Source organism: Streptomyces sp. NPDC001270 (assembly GCF_042896695.1).
Taxonomy (GTDB): domain Bacteria; phylum Actinomycetota; class Actinomycetes; order Streptomycetales; family Streptomycetaceae; genus Streptomyces.
The window spans coordinates 166,848-180,841 of the sequence record NZ_JBIAXM010000003.1 but is presented as its reverse complement, the minus strand read 5'-3'; the positions used below and the strand labels follow the sequence as shown (position 1 = coordinate 180,841).

8 protein-coding genes are annotated in these 13,994 nt (G+C 72.0%); all 8 read left to right on the top strand.

Annotated elements, in window-relative coordinates; all coding sequences use genetic code 11:
- The first annotated feature begins 283 nt into the window (after window positions 1–283).
- The 8 genes from ACFY2B_RS07135 (at window position 284) to ACFY2B_RS07100 (ending at window position 13,982) form a co-directional block, all read left to right on the top strand.
- Window positions 284–2,143, top strand: a complete 1,860-nt coding sequence (locus ACFY2B_RS07135) for a phage tail sheath family protein (RefSeq protein ID WP_390762139.1) — start codon at window positions 284–286, stop codon at window positions 2,141–2,143.
- 42 nt (window positions 2,144–2,185) lie between these two features.
- Window positions 2,186–2,710 carry a phage tail protein gene (locus ACFY2B_RS07130; protein ID WP_376526980.1) on the top strand — a complete coding sequence of 175 codons (525 nt, stop codon included), beginning with the start codon at window positions 2,186–2,188 and terminating at the stop codon, window positions 2,708–2,710.
- Between the two features lie 31 nt (window positions 2,711–2,741).
- Entirely contained in the window at window positions 2,742–3,470 is a 729-nt protein-coding gene (locus tag ACFY2B_RS07125) for a hypothetical protein (RefSeq protein ID WP_390762138.1), read from the top strand.
- The gene (locus ACFY2B_RS07120; protein ID WP_390762137.1) at window positions 3,463–4,209 is read left to right on the top strand and encodes a hypothetical protein; all 747 of its coding nucleotides are present in this window, start codon (window positions 3,463–3,465) and stop codon (window positions 4,207–4,209) included. The genes ACFY2B_RS07125 and ACFY2B_RS07120 overlap by 8 nt, the downstream gene beginning before the upstream one ends.
- Before the next feature lie 61 nt (window positions 4,210–4,270).
- Entirely contained in the window at window positions 4,271–5,209 is a 939-nt protein-coding gene (locus tag ACFY2B_RS07115; protein ID WP_390762136.1) for a DUF4255 domain-containing protein, read from the top strand.
- Window positions 5,210–5,242: 33 nt separating this feature from the next.
- Window positions 5,243–7,276, top strand: a complete 2,034-nt coding sequence (locus ACFY2B_RS07110) for an ATP-binding protein (protein ID WP_390762135.1) — start codon at window positions 5,243–5,245, stop codon at window positions 7,274–7,276.
- Complete coding sequence (locus ACFY2B_RS07105; protein WP_390762134.1) at window positions 7,267–7,563, top strand: hypothetical protein; 297 nt, start codon at window positions 7,267–7,269, stop codon at window positions 7,561–7,563. The genes ACFY2B_RS07110 and ACFY2B_RS07105 overlap by 10 nt, the downstream gene beginning before the upstream one ends.
- The gene (locus ACFY2B_RS07100) at window positions 7,560–13,982 is read left to right on the top strand and encodes a DUF4157 domain-containing protein (protein WP_390762133.1); all 6,423 of its coding nucleotides are present in this window, start codon (window positions 7,560–7,562) and stop codon (window positions 13,980–13,982) included. The genes ACFY2B_RS07105 and ACFY2B_RS07100 overlap by 4 nt, the downstream gene beginning before the upstream one ends.
- Window positions 13,983–13,994: the final 12 nt, after the last annotated feature.

The window sequence follows — 13,994 nt, the reverse complement described above, 5'->3', positions numbered from 1 at the left end:
TTCACGAAACCTTTTCGCCAGGTGGCCAGAAGACGCCTTGTTCAGTCAACTGCACACGAACCAAGGTGGTTCGAGCACCTGAGCATCAGGAGTCACAAGCTGTGCTGCTTGGCCCGGACAACCGAACCGTCCGGGCGCTGACGGGGGAACTTGATGCGGTGCGCTCGGCTGCCGTCGCGCTCGGCGCGCGGCTCGACAGGCGCACCATCCGAACATGTCCCTCCGCTCTCTGCCTCTTGGTGCCTATGCCCGGTGCCCGAGACAGGGATAGGAGGGGGAGCCGATGAGCGCGGTGAACGCCGCCAAGCCGACGTATCCCGGCGTCTACGTCGAAGAACTTCCCAGCAGCACCCGCACCATCTCGACCCTGACCACGTCGGTGACCGCTTTCGTGGGCCACACCCGGCGCGGTCCGCTGAACGAGCCGGTACGCGTCACCAGCTTCGCGGAGTTCGAGCGCCGCTTCGGCGGACTGAGCGCACGCAGCGCCGTCGGCTACGCGGTCCACCAGTTCTTCGGCAACGGCGGCACGGTCGCCGTCGTCGTGCGGGTCACCAAGGCGCGCAGCGGCAAGGCCGCCTGCGTCACCCTCAAGTCCACCGAGGGCCGCAGCGAGACCAAGGTCCTCGACGTGCACGCCAAGGAGCCCGGCAGCTGGGGCAACGGCCTGCGGGTCGCCGTCGACCACGACACGCCCTGCCCCGACGACACCTTCAACCTGCGCGTCTACGACGCCAGGGGCGAGGCCAGGGAGAGCTTCACCGGCCTGTCCATGGACCCGGCGGGCGGCAGCTTCGTGCAGACCGTCGTGGGCGCCGGCTCCCGGCTGATCCGCGTCGAGGCCGTCGGCGAGGGCCGCCCCGACCCGTCCGGGACCGTCTCCAAGCCCTTCGGGCACGACCTGCCCGACCTGGCCGTCGGCCTCACCGTCAAGATCGGCGACGTGGAGCGCGAGTTCACCCTCCACGACCCCGACTCCGACGGTGAGGCCCCGTCCTCCGTGACCGGTCTCGCCCTGCTCCTGGAGCGCAAGCTGCGCGCCCTGCCCGACGCCCCCGGCAAGCACACCTTCGCGGGCGCCGAGGTCACCCCCTTCGGCCGCCGCGTCCAGGTGGTCGCGGGCTCTACCGATCCCGAGGACGTCGTCCGCTTCCTCGGCGAGTGCGCCAACGACCTCGGCCTGGAAGCCTCCGTCAACCCGCCGGTGTTCCCGCTGGCCGGCGGTGAGGACGGCGAGGCCCCCGGACCGCGCGACCTCATCGGCTCCGAGGCCGACAAGACCGGCATCCAGGCGCTGCGCGACGTCGCCGACGTCAACCTGCTCGTCCTGCCCGAACTCGCGGCGTACGAGAACACCGAGGACGCCGTCACCGTCGTCTCCGCCGCCCAGCGGCTGTGCCAGGAACGGCGGATGTTCCTGCTCGTCGACGCGCCCGGCGCCTGGGTCAGCGTGGAGGCGGCACGCGCCGGAGTCGCCGCCTTCGACGCCGTACGCGGCAACCACGCCGCCCTCTACTTCCCGCACCTCCAGCTCACCGACCCGCTCACCGGGCGGCTGCGCGCCTTCCCGCCGTCCGGCGCGGTCGCTGGCGTCATCGCGCGCACCGACTCCGAACGCGGCGTGTGGAAGGCCCCGGCCGGCACCGAGGCCCGGCTGGCCGGCGTGCACTCCCTCGCCGTCAGCCTCACCGACCGCGAGAGCGGACTCCTCAACCCGCTCGGCGTCAACTGCCTGCGCACCTTCCCGCTGACCGGTCCGACGGTGTGGGGCGCCCGTACCCTGGAGGGCTCCGACGCACTCGACAGCGAGTGGAAGTACGTCCCCGTCCGCCGGCTCGCCCTGCACGTCGAGGAGAGCCTGCAACGCGGCCTGCAATGGGTGGTGTTCGAGCCCAATGACGAGAACCTGTGGCAGCAGATCCGGCTCAGCGCCTCCTCGTTCCTGCACACGCTGTTCCGGCAGGGCGCCTTCAAGGGCGGCACCCCGCGCGAGGCCTACTTCGTCAAGTGCGACAGCGACACCACCACCGACGAGGACGTCGCGAACGGCATCGTCAACGTCCTGGTCGGCATCGCGCCCGTACGTCCGGCGGAGTTCGTGATCGTCAAAATCCAGCAGACGTCCGGGCAGTTCGAGCTGTAGGCCCACGGGAACCCCAAAGACGTGGAGAGCTGAAGGAATCCGATGGCAGAGTTCACCGTCAACGCCCATCGTTTCGACCCCTACAAGAACTTCAAGTTCCTGGTCCTGTGGGACGGTCGTACGGTCGCCGGCATCAGCAAGATCAGTCCGCTCAAGCGGACCACGGAGGTCGTCAAGCACCGGCACGGCGGCGACCCCTCCTCCCCGCGCAAGTCGCCCGGCCGCTCCGAGTTCGAGGGCATCACGCTGGAACGCGGGGTCACCCACGACCCCGAGTTCGACCGCTGGGCCAACAAGGTCTGGCAGGTCGGCGCCGGGCTCGGCTCCGAGGTGTCCCTCGCCGACTTCCGCAAGGACATCGTCATCCAGGTCCTCAACGAGGCCGGCCAGGTCGCCGTGTCGCACAAGCTCTACCGGGCCTGGCCCAGCGAGTACCAGGTGCTCGGCGAACTGGACGCCAACGCCAACGCGGTGGCGATCCAGAGCCTGAAGCTGGAGTGCGAGGGCTGGGAGCGGGATTACGAGGTGCCCGAGCCCGAGGAACCGTCCTTCCTCAACCCGGCCTGAACCCGGACCGGTCGAGGAACGCGGGGGAGACATGGCTATCACCGGGACGGCCGGACTGCTGGACACCTGGGAGGCGGGGCTCGCCGAGGCGCCCGCCGGGCGTGCCCTGCTGCTGCACCGCACGGCACGCCCGGACAGCGACCCGGGGACGCTCGTGGCGCTGCCGGTCGGCGAACGCGAGGCCGACCTGTTCGCGCTGCGCCGGGCCCTGTTCGGGGAGCGGATGCAGGTCCGGATGGACTGCCGGACCTGCGGCCAGGACATGGAGTTCGAACTGGACGCGGGCCGGTTCGCCCGGTCGGCGACCGGGCCGCGGGAGCCGGTCGTCCGGCTCGCCGAGGACGGCTGGGAGATCGAGTTCCGGCTGCCCGGCCCGGCCGACCTGACCGCGGCGGCCCGGTCCGCCGACCCCCGCGCGGCACTGCTCGCCCGGTGCCTGGTCTCGGCGGTGCGGGACGGGGCACCGGCGCCCGCCGGCGCCCTGCCGACCCACGTGCAACGACGCCTCGCCGAGACCGTCGAAACCGCCGATCCGGCCGCCGACCTGACGCTCGACGTCCGCTGCCCCGAGTGCGGCGCCGCCACCCGCGCCGAACTGGACATCGCCTCCTACCTGTGGACCGAACTGGACTCCTGGGCACGGGACCTGCTCCTCGACGTCCACCTGCTCGCCACCGCCTACGGCTGGAGCGAGCCGGAGATCCTGGCGCTCAGCCCCTTGCGCCGCCGCTACTACCTGGAGCTGTGTGCGGATGTCTGACTCCACCCCCGAGGCGCCCCCGGCGGAGCCCGACTTCCTCGACCGGCTGATCGCCCGGCACACCGCCCCGCGACCGGCCGCGTCCCGGGTACGGCCCCGGCTGCCCGGCCCGTTCGAGCGCGTCGAGGCGGTACGGGCCCGCACCCCGGACCCCGGCACCGCTGACCCGGCCACCTGGCCCTTCACGGTGCCGGCTGCCGCGGCGGACCAGGACGCGCCCGGCCCGGCCGGCACCGTGGGCCCGCGGTACACGGAACGGGAGCGCACCGTCGTGCACACCCGGCAGGCACCCGCCGCACCGGCGGCCCGGCCGGCTCCGGCCGCCCCGGTCGAGGCCCCCCTGCTGCGTCCCGTCGCACCTCCCGCGCCGGGCCCGCTCCCGATGCCCCGGCCCGGACCGCGCACCCCCGGGCCGGGGCGCCCGGAACCCCGCGCGGACCGGGCCGCGGCGTCCCCGCCCACCCTCCCGGGCCGGGACGCCGATCCCACCGCCGTCGTGTCCGCGACAGCGCACCCCAGCCCCGCGGACACGACGGCGGCCCGGGACGCCGTACGCATGGCCGCCGCCCGCCGCCCCGCACGGGCGCCCGAGCAGGTGGTCCAGGTGCAGATCGGGCGACTGGAGGTCACGGCCGGCCAGGCGCCGTCCGGTGGCCGGGCCCCGTCCGCCGCCCGGTCGGCCGAGCGGCCGGGCGCCGCCCTCAGCCTGGCCGACTACCTGGCCCGGGGGCGCGAGTGAACCACGCCGGCAGTGACCGCGGCAGCACCGGCACGACGAGAGGAACCGAGGAACTGACGCCATGAGCAACGCACTCGTCATCGCCCATGTCAGCCAGGCCCTCGCCCTGCTGATCGAGTCCCACCTGCGGCCGGAGATCGACATGGCCGTCAAGGTGGAGCCGCGCAAGCCGCCCGCCGACCCGCCGACGGACCCCACCATCTCCGTCTTCCTCTACCAGGTCACGCCCAACGTCTCACGGCGCAACGACGACCTGCCGACCCGCGCCCCGGACGGCACCCTGGTGCGCCGCGCCGTGGCCGCACTCGACCTGCACTACGTGATCAGCGCGTACGGCGACGAGACCGAGCTGGTCGGGCAGCGGCTCATCGGCTCGGTGGTGCGCACCCTGCACGAGATCCCGGTGCTGCCGAAGGACGTCATCGAACTCGCCGGGGAGAAGCCGTACTTGGCGGGCAGCGACCTCGCCGAGGCGGCCCAGCGGGTGCGGTTCACCCCGACGGCGATGGACGTCGACGAGACGTCGAAGCTGTGGGGGATGCTCTACCAGACCCCGTACGCGCTGTCCGTGGTCTACCAGGCGTCCCTCGTCCTCATTGACGGCCGCGAGACGCCCGTGCCGGCGAAGCCCGTCGAGCGGCCCGAGGTACGGGTGCTGCCCTTCGGGGCGCCGGGCGCGCCCGTACCGCCGGGACCGTCACGTGCCGACGAGCCGTCGACCGGCGGGGACGAGCCCGGCGCGGCGGAGACCGGGGCCGGCGCGGGGAAGACCGGCACCGCCGGGGCAACCGAGCCCGCCGGCGCCGGCCGGGCCGCGAAACGGCCCGGGAAGGCCGTCACCAAGGCCACACCGAAGGCGCCCGCCCGCACCCGCGGGGCGGCGCAGCCCGCCCGGGCGGGCAAGACCACCAAGCGGACGACGCGGACCACCCGGCCCGCCGAGCACCCGGACACCGGCCCCACGACGCGGTCCGGGGCCGACGAGGACGCGGAGAGCTGAGGCGGCGTGGGATCGAGGAGGGCAGGTGACCACATGGGCGCACACACGACGCACCAACCGGCGACGGCCGCCGCGCCCGGCGACGGCACGCCGCTGACCACGGAGATCCACCGCGTCCTCACCCGCGTCGACACCCACGCGGCCCGCGCCGCCCGGGACACCGCGCACCCGGACGGCGGCCGTACGGAGCGCGGAGCCGAGGACCCCGGTGCCGCCCACGGCGCGGGTGCCACAGGCGCCGGCGCCGACGTCGTACCCGCCGGCCCGGGATCCGCCGCCCTCGCCGCCCTCGTCGACTGCTTCGGGCTCACCTCGTTCGAACGTGACGTCGTCCTGCTCACCGCCGCCGACGAACTCGACCCCACGACCGCCGCCCGGTGCGCGGCGGCGGCCGGCGACCCGCAGCGCGCCCACCCCACCTTCTCGCTCGCCCTGGCCGCGCTGGACGACCCGCACTGGAGCGCCCTCACCCCCGTCGCCCCGCTCAGGCGCTGGCGGATCGTCGAACTCGACGACCCCGCACGGCTCACCACGTCCAGGCTCCGGCTGGACGAACGCATCCTGCACTTCCTGCTCGGCTCGCCCTACCTGGACGCCCGCCTGCACGGCCAACTGCGCCGCGTACCGGTGCCGCGGGCGCTGACGCCGTCCTACGACCTGGCGGCGAGCGGCCTCGCCGAGGGCTGGACGGCGGGCACCGGACCGGACGCGCCACTCGTCCTGGTGACCGGCGGGGACCCGCGCAGCCGGGCCGAGATCGCCGCGGCGGCGGCCGCACGCTCGGGCCTCGGTCTGTACTCGATGAGCGCCGAGGACGTCCCCTCCGACCCCGTCGAGCGCGACCGGCTCGCCCGGCTGTGGCAGCGCGAGGCGATCCTGCTGCCCTCGGCGCTGCTCGTCGAGGTGGGCGAACTGGACCGCGACCAGCGGGCGGCGACCGAGGCGTTCCTGGCCGGGGCCACGGTACCGGTGGTGGTGTCGAGCGAGGACCCACCGCGGTCGGAGCGGCCGTACCGGGCCAGGATCACCGTGCCCCGGCTCGACGACGACGAGCAGTTCGCGCTCTGGGGCGACGCGTTCCGGGACGTCGGCGACCTCGACGACGGCGAACTGCGGTCGCTGGTGGCCCAGTTCCAGCTGCCGCCGCACGTCGTGCGGTCCGCGGCCGCCGCCGTACGCCGTCTGCTGCCGCACGAGGACGAGCTGGACACCGCCGGCCTCGCCTGGCGGGCCGGGCTCGACGAGGCACGGATCGGCATGGACGAGCTGGGCCGGCGGATCGAGCCGCGGGCCGGCTGGGACGACCTCGTCCTGCACGAGCGGCAGACCGGCGTGCTGCGGGAGATCGTGGCGCACGTGCGGCAGCGGGCGACCGTCCACCAGGAGTGGGGATTCGCGGCCACCCTGCGCCGCGGCCTCGGCGTGACCGCGATGTTCGCGGGCGGCTCCGGCACCGGAAAGACACTGGCCGCCGAGGTCATGGCGAAGGAGCTCGGACTCGACCTGTTCGTCGTCGACCTCTCCCAGGTGGTCAGCAAGTACATCGGCGAGACCGAGAAGAACCTCCGCCGGGTCTTCGACGCCGCCGAACGCGGTGGCGCACTGCTGCTGTTCGACGAGGCCGACGCCCTCTTCGGCAAACGCAGCGAGGTCAAGGACAGCCACGACCGGTACGCCAACCTCGAAGTGAGCTACCTGCTCATGCGGATGGAGGCGTACCGGGGCCTCGCCGTCCTCACCACCAACATGAAGCAGGCTCTCGACACCGCCTTCCTGCGCCGCATCCGCTTCGTCGTCGACTTCCCCTTCCCGGCCGAGCCCGAACGCGCCGAGATCTGGCGCCGGGTCCTGCCGCCGCAGGCCCCGGTCAAGGACATCGACCCCGGACTGCTCGCCCAGCTCACCGTCGCCGGCGGCTCGATCCGCAACATCGCCCTCTCCGGAGCCTTCCTCGCCGCCGAGGAGGGCGACCGGCTCCAGATGCGGCACATGCTCGCCGCCGCCCGCACCGAGTACCTGAAGCTGGAGCGCTCGCTGACGCCCACGGAGGTCCGCGGATGGGTGTGAACCGCTCGCGGGACCGGGAACCCTCGACGGTCCGGGTCGAGATCGGCGAACTGGTGCTGGACGGCTTCCGGGCGGATCCGGAACGCGTGTCGGCAGCCTTCGAGACCGAACTGACCCGGCTCGTACGGCTGCACGGCGTACCGCTGGCCGTGGACGGCCCGGTCGCCGTCGACGCGCTGTCCGGCCTTCCGCCGCTGCCGGCCGGGCTGTCCGCCCGCCGGCTCGGCCAGGAACTGGCGCGCGCCGTGCACGAAGGGCTGAGCGGTCACGGGGAGGTGACCCGGTGAGCACCCGGACCGACGGCCGTGCGGAGCAGGCCGCCGAACAGCGCCGTCGCAAGCGCAAGGAGCGGGCCGCCACGTCCCGCACGCCCGAGCCGAAGAACATCGTCAGCGGCGCGGGCCAGCCCCTCGACCCGGGCGTGCGGCGGGAGCTGGAGGAGCAGCTGGGCCACGACCTCGGCCGGGTACGGCTGCACACCGGCCGGGACGCCGGACAGCTGACCGAACTGCTCGGCGCGGACGCGGTTGCCGTCGGCCAGGACATCCTCTTCCGCGAGGGCGCCTTCCAGCCCGGCACCGACGAGGGCCGACGCCTGCTCGCCCACGAACTCCAGCACACGGTGCAGAACCCGCACGGCCTCGGCACGCTGCGGGCCGGCCGCGAACTCGGTGCCGTGAGCCTGCCGCAGCAGGCCATCGAGCGGGAGGCGGAAGCGGCCGCGCAGGCGGTCGTACAGCCGGCCGCCGCGGAATCCGCCCCACAGGTCGAGGAGGGCCAGGCCACACCCGGCTGGCTGCGCTACGCCACCGTCGACGCCGACCGGATGCGCGCCGAGGCCGTGGACCCGGCGACCCTTGTGGACCGGCTCGCCGGCCATGTGCTGCGCGGACTGCGCGGCGACCCGGCCGACACCTCCGGGCGGGTGCGGCTCCAACTGGCCCGCATGTCGGAGCAGTTGGAGGACGCGGTCATCGAGCGCCTGGAGAACCGGCTGCTCACCCCCGAGTACGACCGGCTGCTGGAGATCGCCGAACAGGCCCGCCCCGGCCCCGTCGAACTCCAGCCCGCCGACACTCCGTTGCCCGAGATCGACCTCTTCGAACAGCTCGGTGTCGAACGTACCCAGTGGCAGACGAAGCAGGACGCCGACCGCGGGACCGCCGACCAGCGGGCCGCCGACGCGCGCGAAGAGCAGCACGACGCCAAGGCACGCGACGAGAAGACCGGCAGCGATCGCAGCCGGGCCCACGCGGACGCCGCCACGGAGGAACAGGACGCCGCCCGGCGGACCGAGCAGGAGGACGAGCGCAACGCCTCCCGGCAGCAGGCGAAGGAGGAACAGCAGCAGGAGGACGAGCAGGCCGCCACCGACCGCGAACGCACCGACCAGGCCGCCGACGAACGCACCCGGGGGCAGCAGGAGGGCACCGAACAGGCCACGGAGCAGCGCAAGGAACAGCGCGAGCGGGAGGAGGCCGACCCGCGGCAGGCCACCGCGCCCGGCGCCGACAAGCGCAAACAGCGGGACGACCAGACGCAGCCCGCCGCCGGGTCGCGGCCGGCCGGACCGGATCCCGGGCAACAGGCCCAGCCCGGCCCGGTACGCCCCGAGAAGGTCGACGAACGGGCCGAGCAACCCGACTCGGCACTGTCCGAACACGGGCTCGACGAGAAGGACGAGGACGGCGGCGCGGACGCCGAGCCGCGCGAGGAGGAACGGCCGCTCGGCCTCGAAGCGGGCGCCGACCAGGAGGTCGCCGGCGGCGAGGACGCGGACACCCGGACACCGGGCGGGCGCAACGAGCCCGTGCTCAAACCCGAGGACTATCTGCCCGAGGCCGACCTCGACCTGTCCGCCGTGCCCACCGCGGACAAGCTCGGACCGGGCGATGCCGATCCGTCGCCGCCCGCCTTCCCCACTCCGCCGCCGACGAAGGCCGAGAAGGCCGAGCAGGAACGGGAGAAGGGCGAAGGGGAACAGGACGAGGACGGCGCCGGGCCCGAGGCGAAGGCCCCCGGCCAGGACGAGGGACCCGTCGAGGGCGAGGCCCCGCAGCCCGAGGACGGACCCGTCGCGCAGGCCCAGGACCGCGGCACCAAGGAACTCCAGGAGACGGACAAGCCGCTCGACCAGGAGGTCGGCCCGGACCTCGCGACCCAGGACAAGGAGCGGCCCGAGCCGGAGACCGAGAAGCCCGACGCGGAGCAGCAGCAGGAGAAGGAACAGACCAAGGACGCGGACGACTCCGGTGCCGACGGGGCGGCCGGGGACGACGAGCGGCCGGACGCGAACGACGAGCAGGAGGAGCAGGCCGAACAGCGGGAGCGTACGGCCGCCGAGTCCCGTACGGGCGCCGCGTCCCCGTCGGCCCCCGGCTCCGCGCCCTCGGTCGCGGCCGCCGTGTCCCGGCCTGCGGGCGCGCAGACCCCCAGGACACCGGTCGAGGACCGCGACCCCTCGCCCGCCACTCGCCGCGGTGCCGAACCGCCCCGGTCCGAACGCGAGGCGCCCCGGGCCAAGAGCCGGGTGCCCAAGGAGACCGGGCCCGGGGCCACACCGCGCGGTCCTGTGGGCGCCGCCGAGAAGACCGGGCCGGCCGTCGCCGCGGGCCCGGGTGCCGCGCCGTCCGTCGCACAGGCGGCGGTGAGCCCGGCCGCCGAGCAGACCGACGGGCCCGGCCAGACCGCGGCGACGGACGCGCCCCGGCCCGAGGCGTCCTTGGAGAAGGACGGCGGTGGCTGCGCGCCGCCCGCGCCCGCGCCCGAGAAGGACGAGGGCGCGCAGGGCAGTTGCGGCGGGGGCGGTGGCGAGGCCGCGTCCGAGGAGAAGCAGCAGGATCCGCCGGACGTCTCCGGGCAGGACCCCAAGGCCGCCGTACAGACCGTGAGCAAACTGGCGCCCGACCAGGCGGCCGCCGCCATGCCCGGCGTCGACCGGGCCGCGGACAAGAAGATCGCCGCGGAGCAGAAGCGGCTCGACGCGGCCCCGCCGACCCGGGAACGCCCTTCGGGGGCACCACAGACGCGTTCCGCGCCGCCCGCGGCCGCGCCCGTGGCCGCGCAGGTCACCGGCAAGGTGGAGCGGATCGGCCCCGAGGACCAGGGGGAGAAGCAGAAGGCCAAGGGCGGCGCCAAGGCCGAGGGCGACCAGCCCGCCGCGGACGTTCCTTCTCCGCCGCCGCCCGCCGTGCCCGACAAGGGGCTCAGCGAGGCCGAGGCGAAGAACGTCGAGGCCGCGGCCGACGCCGTCCCGACCACGGACCCCGCACTGGAGAACAAGACGGTCGGCCCGGCGCCCAAGATCAGGCTGGAGGGCGCCAGCGACCCGACCCGCACCGACGACCAGGCCAAGGCGCTCAAGGACAAGCAGTCCGACCTGCGGACGACCGGCCGCGAGGACGCGGCCAAGCCCATGGGCGAGGACCAGATCTTCCCGGACGCGCCCCGGGAACAGCTCACCGGGAAGGCGTCCGGCGGTTCCGGGGGCGGCAAGGGCGGCGCGCTCGCGGCCACGCCCGCGCCGAAGGCCGGCGTCGGCGCCGTCGCCAAGCAGGAGAAGGGCACCGAGATCACCGGTGCCGCGGGCAAGGCACAGGGCGACCTCGGCGCCAAGGAGAAGGAACAGCAGCAGAGCGAGCAGCAGGCCAAACGGGACAAGCAGACCGAGATCGACCGCGAGGTCGAGCGGAACACCGCACAGCAGACCGCGGAACGCGGCAAGGTCGCCCAGGAGACGCAGAAGCAGCGCGAGGACTGGCGGACCGAGCAGGACAAGAAGATCGAGGACGCGGACAAGCAGTCCGAGGACGAACACGGCAAGCAGAACAAGGAGATCGTCAAAGCGCGCGACGACAAGGACAAGGAGATCGTCGCGCGCAAGGACACGGACAACGGGAAGATCGACACCGAGCGGGAGAACGCCGAGAAGGAGGCCAAGAAGAAGAAGGAGGAGAAGAAGCCCTCCGGGGGGCTGTTCGGCTGGATCGCCGACAAGGTCGCCGACTTCTTCAAGGGCCTGCTCGCGGCGGTCACCGCGGTCTTCGACGCCGCCCGCAAGGCGGTCAACGGGATCATCGACCAGTTCAAGGAGTGGGCCAACCAGGCCATCGACTTCGTACGTGACCTGGCGATCAAGGCGATCAACGCGCTGGCGGATGTCCTGATCGCCCTCGGCGACACGCTCCTCGCCGCCTTCCCCGCGCTGCGGGACCGCTTCCGCAAGGCCATCGAGGGCCTGCGGGACGCGGCCGTCGCGACGGTCAACCAACTGGCGGACGGCCTGAAGAAGGCCGTCAACTCACTCCTGGACGCCCTGGCGGCCGGCCTGAACAAACTGCTCGACGTCCTGGAGGCGGGCGTCAAGGCGGTCATCAAGGCGTACCAGGCCGTCATCGAGGGCGCGATCAAGTTCGCCCAGGCGGCCATCGAGGCGCTGGGGAAGTTCGCGGCACTCGTCGCCGACATCGCGCCGGACCCGGGCGGCTGGATCTCCAAGGCGGGCAGCGCGGCCAAGACGGGCATCACTGACCACCTCTGGGGCGCCATCAAGGTGGCGGTCAAGCAGTGGTTCGACACGAAGGTCGAGGGCGTCCTCGGCCTCGGCAAAGCGGTCATCGACGTCCTGGTCAAGGGCTGTGTCTCGATCAAACAGATCGGCAAGATGGCCTGGGACGCGATCATCGCCTCCCTCCCGATGATGATCGCCACACTTGTCATCGAGAAGGTCGTCTCGATGATCGTCCCCGCGGCCGGCGCCATCCTGACGATCGTCCAGGGACTGATGGCGGCCTGGTCGACGGTCAGCTCGATCCTGTCGGCGTTCTCGAAGTTCTGGGCGTACCTGAAGGCGGTGAAGGCGGGCCCGGCGGCCTGCCTGTTCGCGGAAGCGGTCGCGGCAGGCGTCGTGGCCCTGCTCGACTTCATCACCAACTTCCTCCTCCAGCGCCTGGCCAGGGCGACGAAGGGCGTCGGCAAACGACTCAAGGCCATGGCCCAGAAGATCATGGACGGCCTGAAGAAGGTCGGCGGCGGGGCGAAGAAGGCGGCCGGGGCCGCGGTCAACTCGGCGCGAGGGGCGATGCGGAAGGCCAGGCAGAGGCTTGCCGAGCCGGCCACCGCACACAAGCCGAAGGGCGAGGCATCACCCGACCCGAGATCGCCGGTCAAACCCAAGGACGCGGCTACGCCCAAGGGGCCGGCCAGGACGGACACCCATCCGCAGAAGCCGAAGGACCAGAAACCCGGGACGGAAAGGCAGAACAGGGACGGGACCTCAGACCGGACTTCGAGCGCAAGGAAGGACGCCGCCCCGGAGAAGCCGACCAGGAAGAAAGAGATCGAGGGCCCCAAGCCGGCCAGGCCCAGGAAGCCCAAGTCCCCCGTGGGGAAGGCTCTCTCGAAGGCCAGGGGCGCGGTCAAGTCCGCTCTGAAGAAGGTCGGCAACGCGGCGAAGACGCTGGGCCGGAAGCTGAAGAAGTCAAGGGTCGGCAAGGCACTCAAGAACAGCGCCGCCAAGCTGCGGAACGCGTACAAGAAAAAGCGGGATCGCCTGCGTGAGAACAGAAGGAGGCAGGCGGATCAAAAGAGGCAGAACCGCAAGGACCACAAGTCCAAGAAGAATTCGCGAGAGTCCAAGGACGCCCGCCTGCGGCAGATTGTGGCCCGCATCCGGCGTGTGATCACTCCGCTGCTCAAACGGGGGATCCAAGGTCCGGTCTACTACGCCCTGCTCCAGGGGCTGAAGACTTGGTATCGCCTCACTGGGCTCAGCTCGACCGGGCACCCCGCCTTCCGCATCCTCGCCACGCTCAATCCGAGCGAACCGGTGCTGCCGGGGGAGTGGGAGGAAGAGACCGCCTACTTCGATGCCTTCGGTGTGGAGGACCGGCACCGCAAGTCCAACAAGAAGGACAAGGAGAAGAAGGAGGACGATCCGAACGTCGCGGCATTCCGAGCGGCCGTGCGGACACGCCTCAACGGTCTGGACGAGTACGCCTCCATCACCGACGTGATGAATCTCTGCGGTGAGGTCGCGGACCATACGGAAGGAATCAACCGGGGGCAGTTGGGCTGGACGCAGATGCCGTCCTACTGGCTGCTTTCACTTCATCATCCAGGGGCCTCGATAAAGCCCGTTGGCATGTTCCGTGAGCCCAACATGTATCAAATGGTTGCCAAGGGGAAAGCGCAACCGATCTACAAGGACGCGTTTGACGGAGAATTCGTCCGCGATGCAAAGAACCAGTACGTCCCGCGCTATGTGACCAGGAACATTGCGGCAGAGGACAAAGTAACCCACAAGCGTGGCCAGGGTATGATCCCGAGGGGTTACCGGGATGAGAAGCTCAATCTGAAACCGGACGGACAGCGGGCGAGAAACACGGTTGAGGAGCATGTGACGGGCAGGGAGATGTCCCAGTTCATCTCCACCACCAAGCTGGAGAGCAAGACAATCAAGGACCCGAAGGGCGACGCCTGGAGCACGGCCAAGGGGCAGAAATTCTACGGAATGGCCCGAATTGATCTCTCCTATGTCAATCCGAAGAATATCTTCGACCTCACGACCACGGTCGGGCAGCGCGAATGGAAGCTGGATTCACCGGGCACCGCGGTCCTTCAGCAGGCATTGCGAGATGTGGTGCGCACACAGGAAGTGCTGATCAAGGGAATAATTCCGCAAGGTGCCATCGAAATGCTTGAGTAGGTCCTGAAAGGA

Coding starts and splice junctions, on each gene's coding strand:
- ACFY2B_RS07110 (WP_390762135.1), top strand. CDS start 5,243: ATGGGCGCACACACGACGCACCAACCGGCGACGGCCGCCGCGCCCGGC.
- ACFY2B_RS07135 (WP_390762139.1), top strand. CDS start 284: ATGAGCGCGGTGAACGCCGCCAAGCCGACGTATCCCGGCGTCTACGTC.
- ACFY2B_RS07120 (WP_390762137.1), top strand. CDS start 3,463: ATGTCTGACTCCACCCCCGAGGCGCCCCCGGCGGAGCCCGACTTCCTC.
- ACFY2B_RS07115 (WP_390762136.1), top strand. CDS start 4,271: ATGAGCAACGCACTCGTCATCGCCCATGTCAGCCAGGCCCTCGCCCTG.
- ACFY2B_RS07105 (WP_390762134.1), top strand. CDS start 7,267: ATGGGTGTGAACCGCTCGCGGGACCGGGAACCCTCGACGGTCCGGGTC.
- ACFY2B_RS07130 (WP_376526980.1), top strand. CDS start 2,186: ATGGCAGAGTTCACCGTCAACGCCCATCGTTTCGACCCCTACAAGAAC.
- ACFY2B_RS07125 (WP_390762138.1), top strand. CDS start 2,742: ATGGCTATCACCGGGACGGCCGGACTGCTGGACACCTGGGAGGCGGGG.